The following is a 26,525-nucleotide window of genomic DNA, read 5'->3' on the forward strand; positions in this document are numbered from 1 at the left end:
CGATCAGTGGAAGGCGACCGGCAGGCTGCCGTAGCCGTTCAGGAAGTTGGAGTAGATCGGTGTGGGCTTTCCGCACACCTCGATCTCGGTCACCGACTCGGTGAGCGCGCTCAGCAGTGCGCGCAGCTCCGCCCGGCCGAGGAACGCGCCGACGCAGAAGTGCGGGCCGTGGCCGAAGGAGAGGTGCTTGTTGGGCGAGCGGGCCGGGTCGAACCGGCGCGGCTGGTCGAACACCTCCTCGTCGTTGTTGGCGGAGGTGTTCCACAGCGTCACGATGTCGCCCGCACGCACCCGCCGGCCGCCTATCTCCATGTCCCGGGTCGCGGTGCGGGCGAAGTGCATGGCCGGCGTGGCCCAGCGCAGCACCTCCTCGACCGCCGTGTCGATCGCGGCCGACCCTTCGCGCAGCGCCCGCCACTGGGCGGGGTGTTCGGCGAACGTCTTCACCGCGCAGATCGCGGACACGCGGGAGGACTCGTCACCGCCGAGCACGAGGCTGTAGCAGTTGAGCGCGACCTCCTCCAGCGTCAGCGGGCGGTCTCCCGCCTCCGCCGTCGCGATCATGCTGATGACGTCGTCGCCGGGGTCGCCGCGGCGGTGCCGGGCGAGGTCCATGAAGTAGCCGATGAGTTCGTTCCGGGCCTCCAGGGAGTCCAGCCGGTCGGACTCGGCGTCGTCCGAGGAGAGGGCCAGCTTGTTCCAGCGCAGCAGCTTCTCGCGGTCCGCCTCCGGAATGGAGAGTAAATCGCAGATCGTGTTCATCGGAATGTGCTCGGCGACCTCCGCCGCGAAGTCGAACTCGCCCTGCCGGGTGACGGTCTTGATGAGCCGTGACGCCCGTTCCCCTATCTTCTGTTCGACCGCGCCGAGGACACGCGGGGAGAAGGCGCGCAGCATCAGGTTGCGCAGCTCCCGGTGGCGGGGCCGGTCGGTGACCGCGAGCATCTTGCCGCCTGCCGAGTCACCGCCGCTCAGAAGGACGTCCAGCACGGTCCCGCGAGCGGAACTCAGGGAGCGTACGTCGGCGTAGCAGGACAGCACGTCGGCGTGGCGGGCGACGACCCAGAAACCGGGGTCCCCGTCGTGCCAGTACACGGGCCGGGACTTCCGCACGTCGCGCCAGAACGCGTATGCGTCGTGCCGTACGAAGGCGGTCGCGTCGGTCAGGTCCAGCGCGGTCGGGGTGGTCATGCCGGAATCCTGACATCGGCGGCGCCTATGCCGGGAAATTCTTGCGCGGGTCTTTCTTCTTGAATGAGAGACGAAAGATTGCCGATCAGCAGGTCCCTTTCCGTGTCACGCTCAGGCATATGGGTCCTTGGACGCGCCGGATTGTCCGGCCGCGGCCGGCAGATCACCTATGACGAGAGGCGGCGTCTTGAGCACTCTGACGTATGCGGACTATCTCCAGGTGGAGACTCTGCTTTCGCTCCAGGAGCCGCGGACTCCACACACGGCCGGCCGCGCGGTCGTCCTGGCCGAGCAGTTCTTCATCATCACCCACCAGTCCTGCGAGCTGTGGCTGAAGCAGCTCGGGGCTGATCTGGACGCCGCGACCGAGGCGCTCCTACCGCCCTGTGACATGCACGATCTGGAGCTCGGGCTGGAATTCTTGCTGCGGGCCGGCGAGTTGATACGGGTGCTGCAACAGCAGATGCTGGTGCTGGAGAAACTGCCACTGCGTTACTTCGCCGAGTTCCGGACCTATCTGGACACGGCGAGCGGCGCGCAGTCCGCGCAGTTCCGGCGGCTGACCACACTGCTGGGCAACAGCCACCACCAGGGCAGTCTCTACGAGGCGTTCGCGGCGGCGGTCGAGTACCACGGGCAGTCCGTGCACGACGTCTGCCGACGTGGCGTGGAGTCCGGCGTGCTGCACCGCCTCGCGGAAGCGCTGGTGGACCTGGGGAACGGGTACTGGCACTGGAAAGTGGCACACCTGGCGCTGGTGTCGAAGATGGTTGGGGAGCAGGGCGGAACCGGCGGGTCGAGCGGTGTCGACTTCCTTGCCCGCCGAGTCACCCGGCCCTTCCCGGAACTTCGCCGGCTGCGCGGGAAGGTGCACCACTCATAGCCTTCAGCCGCCGGCTGGTACCGATGCCGTGCAGTCGAACCGCCGTCAGCCCACCATTCCCGAGCCGAAGGACCAGCGGGCCGGCCGTCGGCGCTGAAGGCAGCACGGGCGGCAGACCCGCCGGACTCGGCCGCGAGCGCTCCCGGCGTCGCCACGAGGCCGAGCGGATCATCAACCGGCTCTAGAACTCCCGGGCTGTCGCCACCCGTCACGACGAACGGGCGCACGTCTTCCACGGCACGGTCACCACAGCGGCGGTCCGTTCATGGCTCCGCCCATGATCCGCACAGTACCTAGCCGACCTCGGTCTCCAGCACATAACCGCGGCCCCAGGCCGTGCGGATGACCAGGTCGGTGGGCGACAGACGGCGGCGAAGCCGCATGATGTGGAGGTCGAGCGAATTCCTCGTCGGCCTCTGCACGCGTTCCGCGAGCCTTTGTGAGAGTTCATGCCGGTACACCACCTCGCCGAAGTGCTCGATGAGCAGCTCCATCAATTCGGTCTGGACATTCGAGATGGTGATCGAGTGCGGACCGAAACTGAGTGTTCCGGCGGAGTCGAGGGTGGGTATCTGCCGGCTGTCGAGCCGGTTCTGGAGAGCTCTGACCCGGGCGTCGAGATCGTCCCGGGAGATGGGCGCTCGGACCCAGTCCTCGAAGGGGTCGTTGCAGACCGGCGGACGGGCACCCGCCTCCACCACCAGGAGGCGAGGTACGCCGTCCCTCTTACATCGGTTCCGAAGGTCTATCTGTGCCGGCCATCGGACGAACATGACATCGCTGGTTGTGCATCCCACAGCACGCGCCTCCCCGTCGACGCAAATGGATGGTCACTGTCATCGCCGGCCGACGGCGTTCTCACGTCAGTCAAGCAGGCGTAACGAGCCGCAGGCCGTGGTGGTTCGGTGCGGTTGCCACGGCCTCGACCCGCAGTGGCGCCGGGTTTTTCAGGTCAGCATCCGGAGCCGCGACTCACTGCACGGCCCTAGCCGTTCATCGCTTCCCGGAGACTGCGCGGCCGCATGTCGGTCCAGTGCTCCTCCACGTAGGCGACGCTCTCCGCTCTTCCGGCGGGGCCGAAGACGCTGCGCCATCCGGCGGGAACCTCGGCGAAGGCCGGCCAGAGGGAATGCTGGTCCTCGTCGTTGACCAGCACATGGAACTGGCCGTTCTCGTCGTCGAACGGATTGGTGCTCACCTGTGTCCTCCAGATCTCGTTCCCTCAATGGGGGGTTGGAACAGGGTCACTGCGCTGCCCGCAGAATCCGGTTGATGGCGCGGCTGATCTCAGCCGCGTTCCGCGGCCAGTACATCTCGTTGTGAGCGCAGGCGATGTCGATGCGCTGCACACGACCGTCGACGTGCTCCTTCCACAGCACGTCCAGTTCCTCGTCCAGTTCCCGCTTGTCGTGGGTCTCCGGGTCGAGGAGTGCGTTGAAGAAGACGACGTCACCGCGGTACCGCGGTGAGGTGAACCGCCGCATCTGCTCCATCTGTCCGATGAAGATCGACGAGGCGGTGGTGACCAGCGACGGGTACTCCTCCATCCCCGCCAGGTGTCCCATGTAGTTGGCGAGGTAGCGGCGGACCATGGCCTCGTCCAGCGCTTCCAGGTCGGCGAAGTGGCTGGAGGGCGCGGCGTCCAGCAGCGCCAGGAGTGCCACCTCGTGTCCGCGGCGCTGGAGTTCGGCCGCCATGGCGTGCGCGAGGGTGCCACCGAAGGACCAGCCCAGCAGGTGGTAGGGGCCGCTCGGCTGGACCCGGAGCACCTGCCCGAGATAGTCCTCGACCATCTCTTCGATGGAGCCGGCCGGCGGAGTGGTCCCGTCGAAGCCGCGTGCCTGGATGCCGTACAGCGGCCAGGACGGCTCCACATGGCGGGCGAAACCCAGGTAGGGCCAGCTCAGCCCGCCACCCGGGTGCAGCCACCACAGAGGTGGCCGTTGCCCCTCGGTGCGGATCGGCAGCAGAACGGCGAACGGGTCCTCGAAGTCGGCCTCGACATCGGCGGACAGCTGTGCCGCCAGTGCGGCGACGGTCGGATACTGGAACACCGTGCGGATCGGGACGTCCACGCCCAGCTTCTCGTGGATCCGCCAGACCAGACGCGTCAGCCGCAGGGAGTGGCCACCGAACGCGAAGAAGTCGTCGTCGATGCCGATCCGGTCCAGACCCAGCACCTCGGCGAAGAGCGCGGCGAGTTCCTCCTCGCGCGGGGTGCGCGGGGCCCGGTGTTCCCCGCCGACCGGGTCCGGCTCGGGGAGCGCGGCCCGGTCCACCTTGCCGTTCTCGGTGAGCGGCAGCCGGTCCAGGACGACGATCTCGGCGGGCATCATGAACTCCGGGAGCCGGCCGACGAGCCGCTCGCGCAGCAGGGAGGGCAGCCGGGAGGCGCGGCGGGAGACCGCGGGGACGTTCGCCAGCCGTGCCGAGGGGGCGCCGGCGGGCCGGTAGAGGCCGTCGCAGCAGACGGCGTCGATGTCGGGCAGGACGGCCGCCTCGAAGCAGTCACCCGCCTGGGCCGACCAGGTGCAGTACACCGCGAGCCCGCGCTCGGCCCCCCATGCCTCCAGTTCGGCGGGGTCGAGGGTGCCGCCCAGTTCGGCGGGGGCGCCCCACTCGGCGGCCTCGCCGGCCAGGCGGGCGTTGGGGACGCGGGTCAGGCGGAGCCGGCCGCCGTGCCGAGCCAGCGCGGTCTCCAGGTCGGCCAGTTCGCGGACCTCCGCCGCCCAGACCGCCTCGGGCAGGTCGCCGAGGTCCAGCGGCTTCGCCGGCGCCTTGTGCAGCACGACCTCGTAGCGGTGGCGGGTCAGCTCGTTGTGGTGGTCGCCCTGCTTGAGGCGGATGTCGGCGGCGACGGCGTCCGGCCGGGCCTCGGCCCAGCGGGTGAAGAAGCCCGGGTCGACGACGAGTTCCTTCTCGGCGAGCACCGCGCGTTCGACGGCGGCCTGCACGGCGGCCGGGCCGTCGGCGGGCTGCCGGCAGCGGTGCACCGCGGCGGCGAACGTGCGCAGGGTGCGGTGGTTGCGGACGTCGCCGAGCACGACGCGTCCGCCGGGTGCGAGCCGGTCCATCGCGAGATCGAGCACCCGGGTGAGGTAGCCGGCGTCCGGGAAGTACTGCACGACCGAGTTGAGGATCACCGTGTCGAAGTACCCGGCGGGCAGGCCGTCGGCGTCGTCGGCGGGCTGGCAGCGCAGGGTCACCTTGTCCGACAGCCGCCGGTCGGCGCTGGTCTGGGCGCGCAGTCGTTCGATGACGGGCGCCGAGAAGTCGGTGCCCCAGTACTCCTCGGCCTCCGGTGCGAGCGGCCCGAGCAGCAGGCCGGAGCCGACGCCGATCTCCAACACCCGACGCGGGCGCTGGGACCGCACCCGCCGCAGCACGGCCTCACGCCAGGACCGCATCTCCGGCAGCGGGATGGGGCGGCCGGTGTAGGAGCTGTTCCAGCCGGTGAAGTCCTCGCCGACCGTGTCGGTGCCGACCTCTGTCCCGCCGTACATGGTGTCGTAGATCTCGCGCCACTCACCGACCTGTTCGGCAGCGTCACGGCTGGTGGACGCGGAGCCGTCGGGCACCACGTAGGCGACCATGCGGCGTTCGCCGAGCCGGTCCCGGCGCACGGCGACCACCGCGTTCGCCACGCCGTCCTGTTCGCGCAGCACCGCCTCCAGCTCGCCCGGCTCGACGCGGAAGCCGCGCAGCTTGAGCTGGTCGTCGCTGCGGCTGACGTACTGAAGGCGACCGGCTGTGTCCCAGCGCACCAGGTCGCCGGTACGGTACACGCGCGCTCCGGGCCGTGCGGACGGGTCGGGCACGAACCGGGTGGCGGTCAGGCCCGGGCGGCCCGCGTAACCGCGCGCCACGCCGTCGCCGCCGATGTACAGCTCGCCCACCACGCCGGGCGGCACCGGCCGCAGCCGGTCGTCCAGGACGAGGAGCCGGCTGCCGTCCATCGGGGTGCCGATGGGCAGCGGATCGGTGCACTCCGCCGCGGAGGCCATCCGGTGCCGGGAGGCGAACGTGGTGGTCTCGGTCGGGCCGTAGCCGTTGACCACGGTGACGCCGGGACAGGCGTCGAGGATCGCGCGGACGGCGGTCGGCGACAGGACGTCCCCGCCGGCCCACACCTCCTGGACGGCGCTGAAACACTCGGCGTGCTGTTCGGCCATCACGGCGAACAGTCCGGCGGTCAACCACAGCGCCGTCACCTCCCGCTCGGTGATCACCCGGGCGAGTTCCGCGGTGTCCGGCCGGCCGGCGCGGGCCACCACGGCCGTGCCGCCGCCGAGCAGTGGCACCCACATCTCGTACGTCGACGCGTCGAAGGTGTGCGGCGAGTGGACGAGGACGCGGCGATGGGCGCCGGTGCCGAAGCAGTCGTCGAGCGCGAGGTCGACGACGTTCCGATGGGTCACCTCCACGCCCTTGGGGCGGCCGGTGGAACCCGAGGTGTACATCACGTAGGCGACGGCGTGCTCGCCGACACCCTCCACCTCGGGCGGCGAGTCGGGCAGCCCGTCGAGGTCCTCCTCGGCGAGTCCCTCGTCCACGGTGACCGCCGGATCAAGGTCCGCGAGCAGGAAGTCGATGCGCTCGGGCGGGTAGGTCGGGTCGACCGGCGCGTAGGCGGCACCGGCTTTGAGGACACCGAGGACGGCTGCGACCAGCATCGGCGAGCGCTCCAGCACGAGCGCGACACGGCTGGTCGGGCGGGCGCCGCGGGCCCGGAAGTGGTGCGCGAGGCGGTTGGCCCAGCGGTCCAGTTCGGCGTAGGTCCAGGTGAGCGTGCCGTCCGCGGAGACCAGCGCGGTCGCGTCCGGGGTCGCCGCGGCCGTGGCGGCGAACCGCTCGTGGAGGGTGCCGGCGTCGAACCGGGCGTCCCGGCCCCGGCCGCCCCAGCCGCTGAGCGCCGTGCGCTCGTGCTCGGCCAGGACCCCGACGGATCCGATGGGCATCTCCGGCGCGGCGACCACCTGGCGCAGCAGGTGCAGCCAGCGGTCGAGGAGCGTGCCGACCGTCCCGGCGTCGAACAGCTCGGTGGCGTACTCCGCGAAGCCCTCGATGCGGGCCGGTGCGCCGTCCTCGTCCCGTTCGGTGACGCTGATGAACAGGTCGAAGCGCGAGGTACCCGGGGAGAACGGCTCCTCGGTCACGGTCAGGCCCGCCAGGTGGAACTCCGGCCGCGCGTTGTTCTGGAGCGCCAGGCACACCTGGAACAGCGGGTGGTGGGCGGGCGAGCGGACCGGGTTGAGCTTCTCGACCAGGTGCTCGAAGGGGATGTCCTGGTGGTCGTAGGCGGCGAGGCTGCTCTCGCGGACCCGGCCGACGAGCTCGGCGAAGGAGGGATCGCCCGAGGTGTCCGCGCGCAGCACCCACGTGTTGACGAAGAACCCGACCAGCCGGCCCAGCACCTCGTCGGTGCGTCCGGCGATGGGCGAGCCGATCGGCACGTCCGTGCCCGCGCCGAGCCTGGTGAGCAGCGCGGCGAGGGCCGCCTGGAGCACCATGGACACCGTGGCGCCGGTCTCCCGGGCCAGCCTGCGCACGCCGTCGGTGAGCTGGGCGTCGAGGCCGAACGGCACCAGATCGCCCGCGTACGACGCGACGGCGGGCCGCGGCCGGTCGGTGGGCGGCGTGACGGTCTCGGGCAGGCCGGCCAGCTGGGTGGTCCAGTAGTCCAGCTGCCGCCGGTAGAGGCTGCCCGGGGTCTCGCTGTCGCCCAGCAGTTCGCGCTGCCAGAGCGTGTAGTCGGCGTACTGCACGGGAAGCGGTTCCCACTCGGGCGCCCGGCCCGCGCGGCGGGCCTCGTACGCGGTGGCGAGGTCCTGGGCGAGCGGAAGGGCGGACCAGCCGTCGGCGGCGATGTGGTGCGCGCCGATCAGGAACACCGCCTCGCGCTCGCCGGTGCGCAGCAGCCAGGAGCGGAAGGGGATCTCGGCCGCCAGGTCGAACGGGCGGCGCGCCGCCTCGCGCAGGGCGCCGGGCAGCTCGGCCTCGGTGACCGCGCGTTCCTCCCAGGGGACCTCGACCACGGCCGGTTCGACGATCCGCTGGTACGCCTGTCCGTCCGCCTCGCCGAAGACGGTGCGCAGCGATTCGTGCCGCACGACGACGTCGTGCACGGCGCGGCGCAGGGCCGCCGCGTCGAGTTCGCCGCGCATCCGCAGGGCCAGGTTGACGTTGTAGGTCGCCGAGGGTCCCTCGAAGCGGTGGATGAACCACAGCCGTTGCTGGGCGTAGGAGAGCGGCAGCCGTTCGGGCCGGGCGCGGGGCAGCAGCGGCGGGCGGACGTCGCTCAGGGTGGTCAGGTGGGCCGCCAGTTCGGCGACGGTGGGCGACTGGAAGACGACCCTGATGGGGATCTCCACGCCGTGCTGGTCACGGATGCGGCTGACCAGCCGGGTGGCCAGCAGCGAGTGGCCGCCGACGGTGAAGAAGTTGTCGTCCACGCCGACCCGGTCGAGACCGAGGACCGCGGCGAACAGCGCGCACAGCGACTCCTCCTCCGGTGTGGCGGGGGGCCGGCCGCCACCGGCCGTGTAGTCGGGCACGGGCAGGGCGCGCCGGTCGGGCTTGCCGTTGTCGGTCAGCGGCACGGCGGCGATGGGCACGATGGCGGCCGGGATCATGTACTCGGGCAGGGTCTCCCGCAGATGGCCGCGCAGGTCGGGCAGCAGCGCCGTGACGGCGGCGGCGGCCGCGGGGTCGTTCGCCGGGGCGCGTCCGTCGGTGGCCGGCAGGTACGTGCCGGTGAGGGTGGTGCCGGCCGCCGGGCCGTCGCGCAGCACGACGACGTCGAGCAGGTCGACCGCGTCGGCCGACCAGGTCGGCACCGCGTCCCAGCCGTGCCGGGCGGCCCAGGCGCGGATCTCGGCGGGGTCGAGCGGCGGCTGCTCGGGCGCGGCGGAGTCGTCGAGGCCGAGGGCGCGGGCCGCCGCGGCCTCCTCGGTGAGGCGGGCGTTGGGGATTCCGGTGATCCGCACCGCCGGCTCGGACCGGTCACGTACCCGGTCGGCGAGCCGGCCGAGGTCGCCTTCCCAGGTCAGGGTGGGGACTCCGTCGAGCCGGCGCGGGGCGTCCGCCGGAGCCGTGCCCGGCTTGTGCAGCACGACCTCGTAGCGGTGCCGGGTCAGCTCGTTGTGGTGGACGCCGTTCTTGGCGCGGATGTCGGCGCCGGCCGCCCCGGCCCGGTGTGCCCAGCGCAGGAACCACTCGGGGTCGACCACCAGTTCCTTCTCCAGCAGGACGGCCTGGTCGACCGTGGTGCGCAGTACGTCCGGTGCCGCATCGGGGTGCTTCGCCCGCTGGACGCCCGTCTGGAGCGCGCGCAGGGAGGACGCCCGCCGGATGTCGCCGAGGACGATCCGGCCGCCCGGCGCGAGCAGTTCCCAGGCACCGTCCAGGACCCGGGCGAGGTAGCGCTCGTCGGGGAAGTACTGCACGACCGAGTTGAGCACCACGGTGTCGAATCCGCCCCGGGGCAGTCCGGCGAGGTCGTCGGCGGCCTGGCGGCGCAGCCGGACCCGGTCGGCCAGGCCGGCCCGGGTCACCTGGTCGCTGAGCCGGTCGATCACGGCCTGGGAGAAGTCGGTGGCCCAGTACTCCTGCACCCGGCCGGCGATGTGCGCGAGAAGGAGTCCGGTGCCGACGCCGAGTTCGAGGACGCGCTCGGGCGACCAGCACAGGACGCGCTCCACGGCGGCGTCGCGCCAGGCCCGCATCTCGTCGAGCGGGATCGGCTCACCTGTGGAGGAGCTGTTCCAGCCGGTGAAGTCCTCACCGAGTCCGTGTCCGCCGTCGTGGGAGTATGCCTGGTCGTAGACCTCCTGCCACTCCCCCACCTGTTCGTCGGTGCCGCCGGCGGGCCGCAGGGCGCTGGTGTCCGGGACGACGTAGGCGACCAGCCGCAGGTCGCCGGGCCGGTCCTCGCGGGCGGTCACGATGGCCTGGCGGACGGCCGGGTGCCGGACCAGGGTGTGCTCGATCTCGCCGGGCTCGACGCGGAACCCACGCAGCTTGACCTGGTTGTCGGCGCGGCCGAGGAAGCAGATGGTGCCGTCCGGGAAGAAGCTGGCGCGGTCTCCGGTGCGGTACAGCCTGTCGCCCTCACGCGCACTGAACGGGTCGCGGACGAAACGTTCCGCGGTCAGCTCGGGCCGGTTGACGTAGCCGACGCAGAGGCAGTCCCCGCCGATGTACAGGTCGCCCTCGACGCCGACAGGGCACGGCTCCATGTTCTCGTCGAGCACGTAGTAGCGGGCGTTGTCGATGGGACGGCCGTAGGGGATGCTGCGCCAGGCCGGGTCGATCTCCCGGACCCGGAAGTAGTTGGACCACACCGTCGCCTCGGTGGCGCCGCCGAGGCTGACGATCTCCGCGCCGGTGAACACCCGGCGGACCTCGTCGGGCAGCGACAGCGGGGTGTAGTCGCCGGAGAGGAACACCAGGCGCAGGTCGTCGGTGCCCTCGTACCCGCCGTCCCCCGTGAGCAGGGAGGCGACCTGGTTGAGGGTGGTGGGCACCGAGTCCCAGAAGGTGATCGGTTCCGTGAGCAGGACGTCCAGGAGCAGCTGCGGATCGCGCTGCTGGACGGCGTCCGCGATGTAGACGCCGCCGCCGCAGCCGAGCAGGCCGAAGATGTCGAAGACGGAGAGGTCGAAGCCGAGCGAGGTGACGCACAGGACGACGTCGTCGGGGCCGAACGCGAAGGTGCGGTAGCACCAGTCGAGCAGGTTGTGCACCGGACGGTGGGTGACCGCGACGCCCTTCGGCTTCCCGGTGCTGCCGGAGGTGAAGATGATGTACGCCGTGTTGTCCGGGCCCGCGGCCAGTTCCGGATCGTGGTCGGGGCCGGACGACCGGGCGTCGGTGAGTTCGACGAGTCGGACTCCGTCCGGCAGGGCCCAGCGTTCGGTGTCCGGCGTGGACAGCACGAGGGAGCATCCGGCGTCGGCGAGCATGCCGGCCACGCGGTCGGCGGGCAGCGCCGGTTCGAGCGGCAGATAGGCGCCGCCCGCCTTGAGCACGCCCAGGACGGCGGCGATCATGGCCGAGCCCCGGGGGACACCGACGCCGACGACGGTCTCCGGGCCGACGCCGCGTTCCTTGAGGTCCCAGGCGACGCGGTTCGCCCACCGGTTCAACTCGCCGTAGGTCATGGTGCCGCCGGCCCAGCGCAGGGCGGTGGCGTCCGGGCGCCGCGCGGCCTGGTCCTCGAAGAGCAGGTGGACCGGTCCCGGGCAGTGGACCGGGCGGGCGGTGTCGTTCCACTCGACGAGGATCTTCCGGCGTTCGGCGGCGTCGAGAGTGGCGCCGGTCCGACCGGGCTCGGCCTCGGCCGCTGCGCCGACGGTGGTCCTCGGGTCGGCCACGGCCTCCTCGACAACGGCCACGAACCGCGCCGCGATCTCCTCCACCGTGGAGCGGTCGAAGAGGTCGGTGGCGTACTCGATCTCACCGACGACGGAACCGGTGGACTCGTCCGGCGCCAGGTTGAAGAACAGGTCGAACTTCGCGCTGCCGGTGGGCAGCGGTTCCATCGTCACGGTGAGACCTGGCAGGTCCAGGTGCGGTGGGGTGTTGTTCTGCCATGCCAGCACGACCTGGAACAGGGGGTGGTGCGCGGTCGACCGTTCCGGCCGCAACAGCTCCACGAGCCGCTCGAACGGCACATCCTGATGATCGTAGGCGGCTAGCGCCTTCTTCCGTACCTGCTCCAGTACCCACTCGAAAGGCCGGTCCGCGATCACCTGCACGCGCAGCGTCCAGGTATTGACAAAGAAGCCCACCAGTTCACTCAGTGCCTCCTCCGTGCGGCCCGCGATCGGCGAGCCGACGGTCACATCCTTGCCTCCTCCCAGCCGATGCAACAACACCACCAAGGCGGCCTGGAGCACTATCGCCGCCGTGACGCCATGGGTTTGCGCCAACTTTTCGATCTCGGCGCGCAGTTCGGCGGACAACCCGACCGGAACCGATCCGCCCCGGAAACTCGCCACCTCGGGACGGGGCCGGTCCAGGGGCAGGGGAAGAGGCTTGGACACACCCGCCAGTTCCTCGCGCCAATAGGCGCTCTGCATCGAGACGACGCTGTCCGGATCCTTTTCGTCGCCCAGCATTTCCTGCTGCCACAGCGCGTAGTCCGAGTACTGCACGGGCAGTTCGGGCCAGTCCGGTGCCGTGCCGGTCACCCGGGCCCGGTAGGCCGTCGACACGTCACGTGCCAGCGGTGCCAGCGAGCCGCCGTCGCCGGCGATGTGGTGGATCACCAGCACGACCAGGAATTCCTCGTCGCCGCTCTGGAGGACGCAGCCGCGCAGCGGCACGTCCGTCGACAGGTCGATCCAGCTGCCGCTCACCGACGCCACCACGCCGGGCACCCGGTCGGGGGCCACCCGACCCCAGTCCTGCCAGGGCAGTTCGATCTCGGCAGGGTCGAGAACACGCTGGTACGGCTGGCCGTCGGTCTCCGCGAAGACCGTGCGCAGGACCTCGTGGCGAATCATCACATCGCGAAACGCCGCCCGCAGCGCGACCGTGTCGAGCGGACCGTGGCAGCGCAGGAGAAGCGGGATGTTGTAGGTGGAGGAAGGGCCTTCGAAGCGGTTGATGAACCACATTCGCCGCTGCGCGTACGACAGGGGGATCATGGTGTTTCCTACCTTTCGGTCATTCTCCGCAGCGGCTTTCGGGTGGAGGCCGACATCTCGTCCCAGCGGGCGGTCAGTTCGGCGACGGTCGGGGCGGTGAACAGGATGCGCATCGGGATTTCCACGCCCATTTCGGCGCGCACCCGGGCCGCCAGCCGGGTGGCCATCAGTGAATGGCCGCCCAGGACGAAGAAGTCATCGTCGAGACCGATCCGTTCGGCGCCCAGGATCTCGGCGAACAGCGCGCACAGCGTCCGCTCCCGGGGCGACCGCGGAGCCCGGTACTCGTCCCCGCCGAACTCCGGGCGGGGCAGGGCGGAACGGTCGAGCTTGCCGTTGGGCGTCAGGGGTAGTTCCGCGAGAGTCACGAACGCGGCCGGGATCATGTAGGCCGGCAGCCGCTCTCCGACCGCCTCCCGCAGGAGTTCCGTGGTGGGCGGCTCGGCGCCGGTCTCCGGCACCACGTACGCCACCAGGCGGCGGTCGCCCGGCCGGTCCTCGCGGGCGATGACGACCGCCCGGCGGACCGCGGGGTGGCGGGTCAGGGTGTGCTCGACCTCGGCGGGCTCGATCCGGAAGCCGCGCAGCTTGATCTGGTGGTCGGAGCGGCCGAGGTACTCCACCTCACCCGTGACCGTCCAGCGGGCGAGATCCCCGCTGCGGTACATCCGCGCGCCCGGTGGCCCGAACGGGCAGGCGACGAACCGCTCTGCGGTCATGCCCGGCCTGTCGTGGTAGCCGCGGGCCAGGCCCTCGCCGGCGATCCAGAGGTCACCGGCAGCGCCGGGCGGCACCGGGCGCAGCGCGTGGTCCAGTACGAGGACGCGGGTGCCGGCGACGGGGGCGCCGACGGAGGGAGGCATGCCGGAGTGGCCGGGGAGCAGACGGGCGGCGGTGGCGTAGACGGTGGTCTCGGTCGGGCCGTAGAGGTTGGTGACCTCGGCGGCGTGCCGGCAGAGGGTTTCGGCGAGCGCCAGGGGCAGGGCCTCGCCGGTGGAGATCACCCGCAGCCCGGTCAGACAGGCCGGAGCGTGGGTGACCAGGCTCTGCCAGAGCGCCGGGGTGGCCTGCATGACGGTGACGCCGGACCGTTCGACCAGGTCGAGCAGTGCCGTCGGCTGGGTGATGTCGTCCTTGCCGGCCAGTACCACCCGGCCGCCGGCGAGCAGCGGCAGGAAGAGTTCCAGCGCGGCGATGTCGAACGCGACGGTGGCGCAGGCCAGCAGCCGGTCGTCCGGCGTCAAGGTGAATCGGTCCCGCATACCGGTCAGCAGGATCGCCAGCGCGCCGTGCCGGACCACCACACCCTTGGGCGTCCCGGTGGAGCCGGAGGTGTAGATGACGTAGGCGGCGTGGTCGGCGCCGACCGGGACGCGCGGGCCGTGGACAGGGTGGGCGGAGCCGTCGGACAGATCCACCCCGGCCAGCCGCTCCTCGTCGAGGACCAGCACCGGTGCGCTGTCCTCGACCACGGCCCGCACCCGGGCGGCCGGATACTCCGGGTCCACCGGCACATACGTGCCGCCGGCCTTCCATACGGCCAGCAGGGCCACCACCAGGTCGGCCGAGCGGGGCAGCAGCACCACGACCCGGGACTCCGGGCCCACACCCTGCGCGGCCAGCCAGTGCGCCAGCCGGCCGGCCCGCTCGTCCAGCTCCCGGTAGGTCAGCCGGTGCCCGCGGAACTCGACACAGACCGTGTCCGGAGTCACCGCCGCCCGCGCCGCGACAAGGTCGGGGACGGTCCGCTCGGGGGGCGGGACCGTGGTGTCGTTCCAGCTGTGCAGCACCTGTTCGCGCTCGGCGTCGGACAGCACGTCGAGCGCGCCGACGGTGGTCCGCGAACCGGCGGCGAACTGCCGCAGCACCCGCACCAGCCGGTCGGCGAGCGCCTCCACGGCGGTCCGCTCGAAGACGTTGCGCCGGTACTGGAAGGAGATCCGCAACAGCGGGTCGGCCGCCGCGATCACGGTCAGCGGGTAGTGCGGTGGGGCGTACGGGCGGATACCGGTCACCACCGGCTGCGCCGACGCGCCCGCCGCGGAGTGGCCGGACCGGTCGACGGGGAACGACTCGAACACCACCAGCGTGTCGAACAGCGCGTTCAACCCGGTCGCCCGCTGGATGTCGGCGAGCCCCAGATGGTGATGGTCCAGCAGTCTCGCCTGGGCGTCCTGGAGCCGGCCGAGCACCTCCGGGACCGGGTCGGCCGGCGTACAACGCACCCGCACGGGCACCGTGTTGATGAAGAGGCCGATCATGGTGTCCGCGCCCGGCAGCCCGGAGGGCCGTCCCGCGACCGTGGCGCCGAACAGCACCTCCTCGCGGCCGGTGAGCTGCGCGAGCACCACGGCCCACGCACCCTGCACCAGGGTGTTGGCGGTGACGCCCCACTCCGCGGCCCGGCGCGCCAACCTGGTGGTGTCCTCACCGGTGAGCGGCACGTCGATCTGCCCGCTGCCGCTGCCGGCCGGCCGGGCCCCGGGCGTCGTGGGCGCCACCAGGGTCGGCTCAGCCACACCGTTGAGTTCCTCAGCCCACGCACGGGCGGAGCGTGCCGTGTCCTGCCGTGACAGCCAGCTCAGGAAGTCCCGGTAGCCGTGCGGGCGCGCCGGTGCGGTGTCATGGCCGTCGGCCGCGTACAGGTCCATCAGCTCGCGCTCGACGAGCGGCACCGACCAGCCGTCGAGCAGCACGTGGTGAGCGGTGAGGGCCAGTTCGGCATGCCGGTGGCCGAGCGTGACGAGGGTCAGGCGCAGCAGCGGCGGGCTGTCCGGGCGGAAGCGGGCATCACGCTCCTCGGCGAGGATCTCCTCCAGCCGTGTGGCGGCGTCCGCCTCGCCGGTGAGGTCGAGGTGCCGCCAGGGCAGCGGGACGTCGTCCACGACGACCTGCACGGGCTCACCGGTGGCGCTCGGCTGGAACGCGACCCGCAGGTTGGGGTGCCGGTCGAGCAGGGCCTGGCCCGCGGCCCGCAGGCGCGCCGGGTCCAGCGGGCCTTCGAGCCGGAACACGAACTGCGTCTGGTACGCCTCGGACGCGGTCTGCGCGAGCATCGTGTGGTACAGCAGGCCGTCCTGCAACGGCGTGAGCGGCCATACGTCGCTGATGCGTCCGAAACGCCGTTGCCAGCCGTCCAGTTCTGCCTGGCGGATGCCGACCAGCGGGACGTCGGACGGGGTCAGTCCCCGCCCGCCGGACGCGACGAGGCTTCGCAGGCCGCGCAGGGCGGCGCACCAGGTGTCGGCCAGGGCGCGGACCTCGCCGGAGGTCAGCACTCCGGTGGCGAAGGTGAACAGGGCGGTGAGGCGCGCGTCGTCGCCGGTGCCGGTCACCAGGGAGTTCAGTTCGAGCGCGCTGGGCGTCGGCATGTCCGCGGCCGGTGCGGCGACCAACTCGGCGCATTCGGGCGCCGGGGTCCATCCAGAGCCGCTGGCGGGGTCCTGGCCGGGCGCAGGCTCCGGGCGTTCGAAGGCGAAGCGGCCCAGGAAGTTGAATCCGATGTCGTGCGCCGGATACGGGCTCAGCAGCGCCGCGGTGTCGTCGTTGAGGTAGCGCAGCAGGGTGTAGCCGATGCCCTGGTCGGGCAGGACGCGCCGTTGCTCCTTCACCCGCTTGAGGGCGTCGCCGGCGGCGGCTCCTCCGGCGATCGCGGCGTCGACATCGATCCCCGAGACGTCGAGGCGCACGGGGGTGACGGTGGTGAACCAGCCGGCCGTGCGCGACAGGTCCGCGCCCGGCACCAGTTCCTCCTGCCGGCCGTGCCCTTCCAGCCGTACGACCGTCGTGCCGTCGGTGACACCCCGCCGTTCCCGGGCCAGCGCGAGGACGAGAGCGGTGAGCAGGACGTCGTCCGCGCCGCTGCGGTAGGCCGCGGGGACGGAGGTCAGGACCGCGCCCGTGAGGTCGGGCGGGAGTTCCACCCGGACGGTGTCCGTGGTGGAGGTGAGGTCCCGCCCGGGGTCGAGCGGCCGGGAGCCCACGGGTGCGACGGGGGCCGCGAGCAGGTCGCGCCACAACGACACCTCCGCCACCCGTCCGGGGCGGGCCGCCTCGTCGGCCAAGGCGTGCAGCCATCGGCGCAGGGAGGTGCCTACCTGCGGCAACGCGGGGGTCCGCCCTTCCTGGACCTGGCGCCAGGCCGCGGACAGGTCGGGCAGCAGCACCCGCCAGGACATGCCGTCGACGACCAGGTGGTGGGCCACGACCAGCAGCCGCCCGGGGCCGCCCGCGGCCCCCTGGAACCAGACCAGCCGGAGCATCTGCCCGGCCCGGGCGTCGATGTGCCGTACGGCCTCGGCGGCCTCGGCGCGCAGCAGGGTCTGCCACGCCTCGCCGTCCCAGTCCCCCGGGCAGTCGACCCGGTCGACGAGTGCGCCGGCGTCCGGAGTGCCGGGCGGCTGCACCAGCAGGCCGTCGTCCGTCAGCCGTGAGCGCAGGACGTCGTGCCGGTCGAGGACGGCGCGCAGGGCCGCGGTGAGGCCGGGGAGGTCGACGGCTGCGGGCAGTTCCAGCACCAGCCACTGGGCGAGGCGGTCCAGGCCGGGGCCATGCTCGGCGTACAGCCGGGCCATGGGGGGCAGCGGCAGCAGTCCGACGCCCCCGCCCTCGAGTTCGGCGAGCGCCACCGGTGCGGTGTCGCGGGTCGCGGCCTGCGCGAGCGCGGCGACGGTGCGGCACTCGAACACGGTGCGCGGGCTGAGCGCGAGACCGCCGGCGCGGGCGCGGGCCACCACCTGGATCGCCCGGATGCTGTCGCCGCCCAGAGTGAAGAAGTCGTCGTCGACCCCGATGTGGCTGAGGCCGAGCACCTCGGCGAACGCGGTGGCCAGGAGGCTCTCGTCACCGGTCCGGGGCGGCCGGTGGGCACGGCCGGTGACCTCCGGCTCGGGCAGCCCGGCCCGGTCCAGCTTGCCGTTCGCGGTCAGCGGCATTCGGTCCAGCGCGACGAAGGCGGCGGGCACCAGGTGGGCGGGCAGCCGGGCCGCGACGAAGCCCCGCAGCTCGGCGATGTCCAGACCGGCGTGCAGGTCCCAGTCGGTGCCGGTCCCGCCGCTGACGCCGGAGGTGGCCGGGACGACGTAGGCGACGAGCTGCGCGGCCCCGTCTGCGGCTCGGCCGGGCCGGGCGACGACAGCCGCCCCGAGCACTCCGGGGTGGTCGGTCAGCGTGTCCTCGATCTCCCGGGGCTCGACCCGGAAACCGCGGATCTTCACCTGGTGGTCGGCGCGGCCGGCGAACTCCAGCTCGCCGTCGGCGTTCCAGCGCGCCAGGTCGCCGGTCCGGTACATGCGCCGCCCGGGTTCCCCGAACGGGCAGGCCACGAAGCGCTCCGCGGTCATGGCGCGGCGGCCGTGGTAGCCCCGGGCGAGTCCGGCGCCCGCGATGTAGAGGTCGCCGAAGACGCCGGGCGGCAGCGGTCGCAGCCGGCTGTCGAGGACGTAGAGCGCGGTGTTCCAGATCGGGGTGCCGATCGGTATCGTCCGCGCCCCGGGCCGGTACTGCCACGCGGTGACGTCCACGGCCGTCTCGGTCGGCCCGTACAGGTTGTGCAGCGGCACGCCGAAGGTCCGGTGGAACCGCGCGGCCAGCTCGGCCGGCAGCGCCTCTCCGCTGCACACGACGCGGCGCAGACCGGTGCACGCGGCAGCCGTCTCCTCGGTGACGAACTCGGCCAGCATCGACGGGACGAAGTGCGCCGTCGTGACGCCGGCCCGCCGTATCACCTCGGCGAGGTAGTCGGGGTCGCGGTGCCCGTCCGGCCGGGCGACCACCAGGGTGGCGCCGGTGATCAGCGGCCAGAAGAACTCCCAGACGGACACGTCGAACGAGGCGGACGTCTTCTGCAGGACCCGGTCGGCGCCGTCGAGCCGGAAGCGATCCTGCATCCAGAGCAGCCGGTTGACGATCGCGGCATGCGTGACGACGGCGCCCTTGGGCCGTCCGGTCGATCCCGACGTGTAGATCATGTACGCGGGGTGGTCGACACGGTGCGGGGCGGACATGACGGGCCCTTCGATGAGCGGGGCGTCGTCGACCATGACCACGGGGACATCCGTCCGCGGCAGCCGGTCCGCGGTGTCCTTGACCGTCAGCAACAGCGCGGGCCCGGCGTCGGCGAGCATGAACTCGACCCGCGCGAGGGGGTAGTCCGGATCGACGGGGACGTAGGCGGCGCCCGCCCTGAGGACCGCGACCAGGGCGACGACCAGTTCCGGGGAACGGGGCACCGCGACCGCGACGAACCGCTCGGGCCCGGCGCCGCGCTCGGTCAGCAGGCGGGCCAGCCGGCCAGACCGCTCGGCCAGTTCCCGGTAGGTCACCCGGGTGTCCTCGAAGGTCACCGCGACGGCGTCCGGGGTGGCGCGGGCCTGTCGGTCCAGCAGTTCGGTCAGGGTCGTCGGCGGCGGGGTCACCGTGGGTCCGGCGTACTCGGTGAGCAGCGCGTGGCGTTCGGCGGGGTGCAGCGCGGAGACGGTCCCCACCGGGGCGTGCGGGTCGGCCAGGGCCGTACGCAGGAACGTCACGAACCGCTCGGCGAGCCCGGCGATGTCCTGGTCGTCGTACTCCGCCCGCGGCGCGTCGAACCGGACGTACAGATCGCTGCCGGCCCTTCCGTCGGTGTAGACGCAGACCATCACCTCGTCGATCACGCCGAAGGTGCCACCGGCGAAGTGGGCTGTGGCGCCCGCCAGGTCGAGTGCTTCGACGGAGGGGAGCACGTTGACGACGGCACCGAACGGGCTGCGCACGTCACCGGTGTGGCCCGTGGCCCGTTTGATCAGCGATATGTCGTGCCGGGCATGCCGCAGGACACGGCGCCGCTCCCGGCCGAGCGCCTCGGCCAGTTCCACGAAGTCGGCTGCGGGGTCCACCCGCGAGCGCAGCGGCACCCGGTTGGAGAGCAGGCCGAGGGAGCGGCGCAGTGCGCCGACGCGGTGATTGACGGTGATGGTCAGCAGCGGCTCGGACAGACCGCACATGTGCCCCAGAAACGCGGTGGCGGCCGAGGCGATCAGGTCGGGCACCGAGGTCCCGGCCGCGGCGGAGGCGCGTTCCCAGACGGCGACTTCGACGGCCGGGACCGTCGCGGTGCGGGTGGCCATCCCCTGCGGTGCGGTGAGGCCGTCCCAGTAGCCGGGCTCGCCGGTGAGGGCGTCGGCGCCCGGACGGACACCGGCGGGCAGACGGGCGGCGGTCAGGTCTTCGGCGAGGTAGTCGCGCCAGAACCGCTCGGCGTCGGCGAACCGCTCCGACGCCCGGTAGACGGCGTCCTTCGCCGCCGCGTCCTCCGGCGGGTTCGGGGCGCCCTCCGGCGACGCGGAGCCGGCGCGCAGCGCGCGGTAGATCTCGGCGATCCGCCGGGACAGCAGGGTGAGAACGCCGAACGCGTCGGTGAGGATGTGGTGGAAGACGAGCACGAGCAGGTGACGGCCGGGGCCCAGCCGGATCGAGCCGATCCGCAGCAGCGCGTCCTCGGTCAGGTCGAAGGGCCGGCGCACGAGATCGGCGACGACGGCGCGAGCCGCGTCGGCGGGGTCGGCGGCGTCGCCGACGTCGAGGCGGAACGGCTCCCACGCCCCGAGGTCCCGGGCGACCGGCCGCAGTCCGTCGTCGTCGCGGCGGAAGTTCACCGTGAGCGCGTCGGATTCCGCCACCACCGCCCGCAGGGCCGCGGCGAGCAGGACGGTGTCCAGGTCGCCGTCGATGTCCCAGACAGTCGCCACGTTGTTCGGTACGTGGGGAGTGAATTCCTGCGCGAGCCACATGGCTTCCTGCGCGGATGTGACGACGGTACAACCCATCCAGATGCCCCCAGCAAAAGTGGTTTCCCGGTCAACGGCCCCTCGCCGTGCCGATGCTTGTCGCGGCCCATGCGGTTGAACAACTGGGATGAAAGATGTTGGCCAGAGGTCGACAAGGAATTGGCCATCACCCGAAACGACTCCGCCGGACCGCCCGGGGCCGGTGTCCGTCCGGCCCGCCACAACCGCCCTCGGACGACATCTTCCGGTCGCCGGTCTGCGCGTTCCGACGGCCGTCCTGCGCCTGCTAGCGCGGCTCCTCGGCCGCCGCGGACGGGCTTTCGTCGTCGTGCGCGCTGGTCCGGATCACCTCGGCGACGGTCAGCTCGTAGGCGGAGTACCAGCGTTGCCTGCCCAGTCGCTGCGCCACTTGGTGCTCGGGGTCGCAACGCCACTGTTCCAACGTCTCCCCGTCCCGCCACATCATGACGGCGAGACGTTCACCGTCCTCCCCGGTGTAGTGCTTGACCTCCACCGGGTCGGACCCGGCGATGCCGCGGACCCGCTCCTGCATCCGCTCCTCGGTGGCGTGGTAGTCCTCGCCGGCCTGCTCGGACAGGCGCGACTTGAACAGGATCACGAACATCCGGAGTCCTCCAGGGTGGCTGTGGTCGGGGTGGGGGAAGGGGTGCAGGCGCGCAGCCGGTCGTCGGGCGCCGAGGCCAGCTCGGTGCCGTACCGGGCCAGCAGATCCGCCACGAGCCGGTCCAGGCGCCGGTCGTCGCGCAGTACGGAGGCGTAGCTGTCCTCCGTGAAGGCGCACCGCTCGTACAGCGGCACGAACCGGTCGGGGAAGAGGGCCGTCAGCCGCCCGCGCAGCACCTCCGCAGCGGTCTGCTCCCGAGGTGGGTTGGCCATGGTGAAGTAGTGCCGGTAGGAGAGCTGGGAGATCGCGTCGGCGTCCTCGGTCCGCGACTTCTCGTAGGCGGCCAGGGCCGCCGCCCGGTCCGCGGAGGCGTCGAGGCAGTCGACGAGGACCCGGGCGTCCTCGAAGCCGCAGTTCATGCCGTGCCCCATGAAGGGCGCCATCGCGTGACAGGAGTCACCGAGCAGCGCGAAGGTGTCTCGCCAGACCCATCGGTCGCAGCGGACGGCCGTGAGGGTCGAGACGGCCTTGGCGGCGAGCTGTTCCGCGATGTCGGGGATGATGCCGGTCAGCTCGGGGAAGTGGGCGGCGAACATCTCGGACAGGTCCCGGGCGCCGCGGGCCGCCGCGTAGGACGGGGCGGGGCCGTCGAGGCGCATGAACAAGGAACCTGAGAGCTTCCCCGACGGCAGGGGGTGCGCGGCGAACATCGCCTTCCCGGTGGGCCAGAAGTGCGTGATGGTCGGGTCCAGCCGGCCGGCCGGTACGTCGATCTCCTGGTAGGCCAGGTCCAGCCTGCGCACCTCGGCCCGGGCGCCGCGCGCCTCCAGGGCGGCCCGGGCGGCGGAGTGCGCACCGTCGCAGCCGAGGACCCGGCGGCACGTCAGCCGGTGCGAACCGTGCCGGTCCTCCACCAGCACCGCGGGTTCGTCGAGGTCCACCGAGCGCAGGCGCTGCCCGAAGCGGATGCGCACACCGGGGGTCGCCTCGGCGGCGTCCAGCAGGATGTGGTGCAGCCGCCGGCGCTCCACCGCCCAGATGGGCTCTCCGTCCCGGCTGTAGGGGGTCACCCGCGTCCGGCCGTCGGGCAGGTGCCCGCAGCGTCCGTGCAGGGGGACGCATATCCGGCGCACGGCGTCCGCGACACCCAGATCCGACAGGGCGCGCCAGCCGCGCGCCGACAGCATCACGACGAGTGACCGGCGTTGCCCACCGGGCTTGCGCCTGGGGTCCGCCCGCTTCTCCAGCAGGGTGACCGGCCCGAAGCGGGGCGCGAGGTAGAGAGCCGTGACCGCGCCCACCAGACCGGCCCCCACGATGACGGTCTCCGGGTTCCCGTCCGCGCGGTCCGTGCCGTTCCCGTCCATGCCGTCTCCGCTCCTCGTCCGTTGCTCCGCTCGCAGTCCGCGGTCGTGTCCGCGTCCGCACCTCGCTAGTGCTGTGGCCGGAAAGGTTTGCCGGAAGGCTCGCGGCGTCCGGTGCGGTGCATCGCAAGGCGGAGCATCACCCGCGTACTGGATGTACTCGGGTGATGCGACAACGCGGCGAGGTGCCGTGCCGGGCGCCGCGAGCCGGTGAACCTTTCCGGCCACAGCACTAGGGCCGCCGCAGTTCCGTCAGGACCACGCTGCCCACCTCCTTCGTGCTCAGGGATCCGCCGAGATCGGGGGTGACGCGGCCCGTCGCCACGGCCGCGGCGACCGCCCGGCGGACCGCGTCCGCCTCCTCGGGCCGGCCCAGGTGCTCGACCAACAGGGCCACGGAGAGGATCGCGCCGCACGGGTTGGCGGTGCCGGTACCCGCGATGTCCGGGGCGCTGCCGTGCACGGGCTCGAAGAGCCCTTGTCCGGTCACGGGGTTGAGGTTCGCCGAAGCCGCCACGCCGAGGCCGCCGGCGAGCGCGGCCGTGAGATCGCTCAGGATGTCGCCGTAGGAGTTGTTGGTGACGATGACGTCGAAGGCGGTCGGATCGGTGGCCAGTCGCAGGGCGGCGGTGTCCACGTAGAGGTGGGACGTCTCGACGTGCGGGTGCCGTGCGACCGCCTCGCTCCAGCACCGCTGCCACAGCTGTCCGCCGTTGCGCACGGCGTTGGCCTTGTCGACGAGGCACACCGACCTGCGCGCCACGGAGAAGGCGAACTCCAGCACCCGGGAAACGCCTTGCCGGGTGCTGAGGTCCACGTCGATGGCGATCTCCTGGGGGGTCCCGGTGCGCGTACCGCCGCCGATGCCGCTGTAGAGCCCCTCGGTGTTCTCCCTGACGATCACGCAGTCGATCGCCCGGCGGGCCGGGTCGCGCAGCGGACTGAGCCTGTCGTGCCAGAGTCTGGCGGGCCGGTAGTTGACGTAGAGGTCGAGTTCGAGACGCAGGGTGGTGAGGACAGCGCGCACGTACCCGGTGTCGCTGAGCCGGGGATCCCCGACCGCACCGAGGAGCGCCGCCTCACTGGACCTGATCCGGTCGAGGTCGGCTCCGGTCAGCGCGGTTCCGGTGCGCAGGTACGTCTCCGCGTTGACGTGGTCCAGGACGTCCGTCCGCGTCCCGAGGCCGAGGGCGTCGAGGACGTCCAACGCCGGCTCGATGACCTCGGGACCGATGCCGTCACCGGGGATCACGGCGATGGTGGTCAAGGCCGCCTCACCTCCGGCCCTGGCTCAGCACGTCCGCGACGAGTTCCGCGACGTCGGTCGTCACGTGGAAGTGCCCGCCCGGCCGCACGGTCCCCGTGAAGACACCGGAGGTGACGCTCGCCCACCCCGCCAGCTGGGCCTGCTCCACCAGCGGGTCGCCCGCTCCGTGGTAGCAGCGCACGGGACAGGACAGCGGACGGATGCCGGGGCGGGGCCGATAGGTCGCGTGGGCCCGCAGGTCCGTGCGGATGACGGGCAAGAGGAGGTCGCGCAGCTCGGCGTTCTCGGCGACCGCGGGTTCGATGCCGCCCAGCGCGCACAGCGTCGACCAGAACTCGTCGTCGGGCGCAAGGTGGACACCCCTGTTGTTCATGTGTCCGGGCGGCAGGGCGGCGGACACGCAGAGCGCCAGGGGTTCCTGGCCGTCATCCCGCAGCAGCAGGGCGGTCTCGTAGGCGACCAGCGCGCCCAGACTGTGCCCGAACAGCACGTGGTCGCCCGGCGGCAACCGCAGCAGCTCCGCCGCCACGCAGCCGGCCATCGCGGCCACGTCGTCCACGGGCGGCTCTGTGAAGCGGTCGCCGCGGCCCGGGTACTGGACGGCCATCAGCGACACACCGGGCGGCACCGCGGCGGACCACTGGCCGAAGGCGATCCCTGAGCCCCCGGAGTGCGGGAAGCACACCACCCGAACGCCGAGAGGGTCACCGGCGATCATCGACCGCACCCAGCCGCGTTCCCGTATCCGGCTCATCCTCTCCGCCTTTCTGGCCGGCCGTCTTCCGTCCGCACCATGTTTTCCACTCGCCGCGGATTCGCGGGGCCCGCGACAGATGTCGGCAAGAGATCGGGGCGCGGTGGACCGCGGCGCCGACGATGCCGAGGGACACAAGGACCGCAGGCACGCCGCCGCACGGCAGCAGGCTCACGTCGCACGCGAAGTCGCGCACCACCGCACCGGAACACCGCCCGCCACCGCGGGAAGGCACCTGCCCTCCACCCGCGTCGCCGCCGTCCCGCGGCCGGGACGGACCGAGCGCACCCGCGGCCCCACCAGGACCTCCGCGCCCCCTCGATCCACGCCTCGACCGACCCTGAAAGGGAACGCGATCATGCTTGACGGTTTTGTGCACTGGCCCGAAAAGCTCGCGGCGGACCTGCGCCGGACAGGGGTCTGGCTCGGCCGGCCGATCGGTGACTTGTTGCACGAGTCGTGCGAACGGAACGCCGAGCGGGTGGCCGTGGTGTGCGGTGAACGCCGGATGACCTACGCAGAGCTGTCCCGGCGGGCGGACCGGTTGGCGGGTGGCCTGATCGGGCTGGGCATCAGACCCCTGGACCGGGTGGTGGTGCACCTCCCCAACATCCCGGAGTTCGTCGTCCTGGTCTTCGCGCTGCTGCGGGCCGGAGCGATCCCGGTGCTGGCGTTGCCCGGTCACCGCAGGGCCGAGATCGCCCATCTGTGCGCTCACTCCGGGGCTGTTGCCTATGTGGTGAAGGACGAGTTCGGCGGGTTCGACTTCCGTACGATCGCCCGGGAGATCCCGTCGGTCCCGCACGTGATCGTCAGCGGCGACGCCCAGGAGTTCATGTCGCTGGAGTCGCTGGACGCCCAGGACGTCGTGCTGCCCCGGGTGGACGCCTCCGACCCCGCGCTGTTCCTGCTCTCCGGGGGCACCACCGGACTGCCGAAGCTGATTCCCCGGACCCACGACGACTACGAGTACGTCATGCGGGCCAGCGCGGAGGCGATGCAGGTGGGCCCGGAGGTGGTGTACCTCGCCGTCAACCCGGTCGCGCACCAGGCGGCCCTCGCCTGTCCGGGCGTGTTCGGCAGTCTCCTGATGGGCGGGAAGGCGGTCCTCACGTCGAGCGTGCGGCCCGACGACGTCTTCTCGCTGATCCGCCGCGAGGCAGTCACCGTGACCACGGTCGTGCCCTCGGTGCTGCGGCTGTGGGCCGATTCCGGGCGACCGCCAGGCGAACTGTCCCGCCTGCTCATCCAGGTGGGCAGTGCCCCGCTCGACCCGGCCCTGGCGCGCCGCGCGGCCCAGGTGCTGGGCTGCCGGATCCAGCGGTGGTACGGCATCAGCGAGGGGCTGCTGACCCACACCCGGCTCGACGACCCGGAGGAGGCGGCCGTCAACACGGACGGCCGCCCCATGTCACCGGGTGACGAGGTCCGGATCGTCGACGAGTCGGGGAACCCCGTGCCCGAGGGGGAGGCGGGCGAGATGCAGGTCCGGGGCCCGTACACGATCCGCGGGTACTACCGGGCCCCCGAGGAGAACGCCCGCTCGTTCACGCCGGACGGTTTCTTCCGCACCGGCGACCTCGTCCGGCGCAGGCCCGACGGCAACATCGTGATCGTCGGCAGGAACAAGGACGTCATCAACCGGGCCGGCGAGAAGGTCTCCGCGGAGGAGGTGGAGCGGCAGCTGCGCACCCACCCCGCCGTACAGGACGCGGCCGTGATCGGCGTTGCGGACACCGTGCTCGGCGAGCGGACGTACGCGTTCGTCGTCCTGAACGAGGCGGACGTCCGACCGTCCGCCATGAAGGAGTTCCTCAGGAGCCGCGGCCTGGCCGCCTACAAGATCCCCGACCGGCTGATTCCGCTGCCGCAGCTTCCGCGCACACCGATGGGGAAGGTCGACAAGAAGGCACTGCGCGCACGGATCGCCGCGTCAAAACGCTGACGAGGCCCGGGGCGCGGGACGGATTCTGCGTCCGTTCCGCGCCTGCCGGGGCCTGTTGGCCACCGCATCCGGCTGCAA

11 protein-coding genes and 2 pseudogenes are annotated in these 26,525 nt (G+C 72.1%); 3 read left to right on the forward strand and 10 right to left on the reverse strand.

Annotated elements, in window-relative coordinates; translation table 11 throughout:
• Positions 1-3 precede the first annotated feature (3 nt).
• Positions 4-1,191, reverse strand: a complete 1,188-nt coding sequence (locus ACIGYR_RS28895; protein WP_391843783.1) for a cytochrome P450 — start codon at positions 1,189-1,191, stop codon at positions 4-6.
• A gap of 187 nt (positions 1,192-1,378) precedes the next feature.
• On the opposite strand from ACIGYR_RS28895, the gene ACIGYR_RS28900 reads away from it, so the two are divergent.
• Both ACIGYR_RS28900 and ACIGYR_RS28905 read left to right on the forward strand, forming a co-directional pair.
• The gene (locus ACIGYR_RS28900; RefSeq protein WP_391843781.1) at positions 1,379-2,074 is read left to right on the forward strand and encodes a tryptophan 2,3-dioxygenase family protein; all 696 of its coding nucleotides are present in this window, start codon (positions 1,379-1,381) and stop codon (positions 2,072-2,074) included.
• 40 nt (positions 2,075-2,114) lie between these two features.
• Positions 2,115-2,355: pseudogene (locus ACIGYR_RS28905) on the forward strand (IS5/IS1182 family transposase); the annotation flags it as partial.
• A gap of 12 nt (positions 2,356-2,367) precedes the next feature.
• Here the strand turns inward: ACIGYR_RS28905 and ACIGYR_RS28910 are convergent.
• The 9 genes and pseudogenes from ACIGYR_RS28910 to ACIGYR_RS28950 all read right to left on the reverse strand — a co-directional run bounded on the left by ACIGYR_RS28910 (position 2,368) and on the right by ACIGYR_RS28950 (position 24,502).
• A complete protein-coding gene (locus ACIGYR_RS28910) occupies positions 2,368-2,775 on the reverse strand; it encodes a helix-turn-helix domain-containing protein (protein ID WP_399607142.1) in 408 nt (135 codons plus the stop codon).
• A gap of 284 nt (positions 2,776-3,059) precedes the next feature.
• Positions 3,060-3,272, reverse strand: a complete 213-nt coding sequence (locus ACIGYR_RS28915; protein ID WP_113687523.1) for an MbtH family protein — start codon at positions 3,270-3,272, stop codon at positions 3,060-3,062.
• Positions 3,273-3,318: 46 nt separating this feature from the next.
• Complete coding sequence (locus ACIGYR_RS28920; protein WP_399607145.1) at positions 3,319-12,726, reverse strand: amino acid adenylation domain-containing protein; 9,408 nt, start codon at positions 12,724-12,726, stop codon at positions 3,319-3,321.
• 8 nt (positions 12,727-12,734) lie between these two features.
• Positions 12,735-13,112, reverse strand: a complete 378-nt coding sequence (locus ACIGYR_RS28925) for a phosphopantetheine-binding protein (protein ID WP_399607169.1) — start codon at positions 13,110-13,112, stop codon at positions 12,735-12,737.
• A pseudogene (locus ACIGYR_RS28930) lies at positions 13,098-20,531 on the reverse strand (amino acid adenylation domain-containing protein); the annotation flags it as partial. The gene ACIGYR_RS28925 and the pseudogene ACIGYR_RS28930, both read right to left, overlap by 15 nt.
• Positions 20,532-20,778: 247 nt before the next feature.
• Positions 20,779-21,117: an antibiotic biosynthesis monooxygenase family protein gene (locus ACIGYR_RS28935; protein ID WP_399607147.1), complete on the reverse strand. Its 339-nt coding sequence runs from the start codon at positions 21,115-21,117 to the stop codon at positions 20,779-20,781.
• On the reverse strand, positions 21,108-22,484 hold the full coding sequence (locus ACIGYR_RS28940; protein ID WP_399607149.1) for an FAD-dependent oxidoreductase: 1,377 nt from the start codon (positions 22,482-22,484) through the stop codon (positions 21,108-21,110). Before ACIGYR_RS28940 ends, ACIGYR_RS28935 begins: the two co-directional genes overlap by 10 nt.
• Before the next feature lie 229 nt (positions 22,485-22,713).
• Entirely contained in the window at positions 22,714-23,748 is a 1,035-nt protein-coding gene (locus ACIGYR_RS28945) for an isocitrate/isopropylmalate dehydrogenase family protein (protein ID WP_399605273.1), read from the reverse strand.
• A 7-nt stretch (positions 23,749-23,755) separates the two neighbouring features.
• Positions 23,756-24,502, reverse strand: coding sequence for a thioesterase II family protein (locus ACIGYR_RS28950; protein ID WP_399605271.1), 747 nt, complete (start codon positions 24,500-24,502; stop codon positions 23,756-23,758).
• 358 nt (positions 24,503-24,860) lie between these two features.
• Here ACIGYR_RS28950 and ACIGYR_RS28955 point away from each other — a divergent pair, with 358 nt between their 5' ends.
• The gene (locus ACIGYR_RS28955; protein ID WP_399605269.1) at positions 24,861-26,447 is read left to right on the forward strand and encodes a (2,3-dihydroxybenzoyl)adenylate synthase; all 1,587 of its coding nucleotides are present in this window, start codon (positions 24,861-24,863) and stop codon (positions 26,445-26,447) included.
• The last annotated feature ends 78 nt before the right edge of the window (positions 26,448-26,525 follow it).

Source organism: Streptomyces sp. NPDC053076 (assembly GCF_044546845.1).
Classification (GTDB): Bacteria; Actinomycetota; Actinomycetes; order Streptomycetales; family Streptomycetaceae; genus Streptomyces.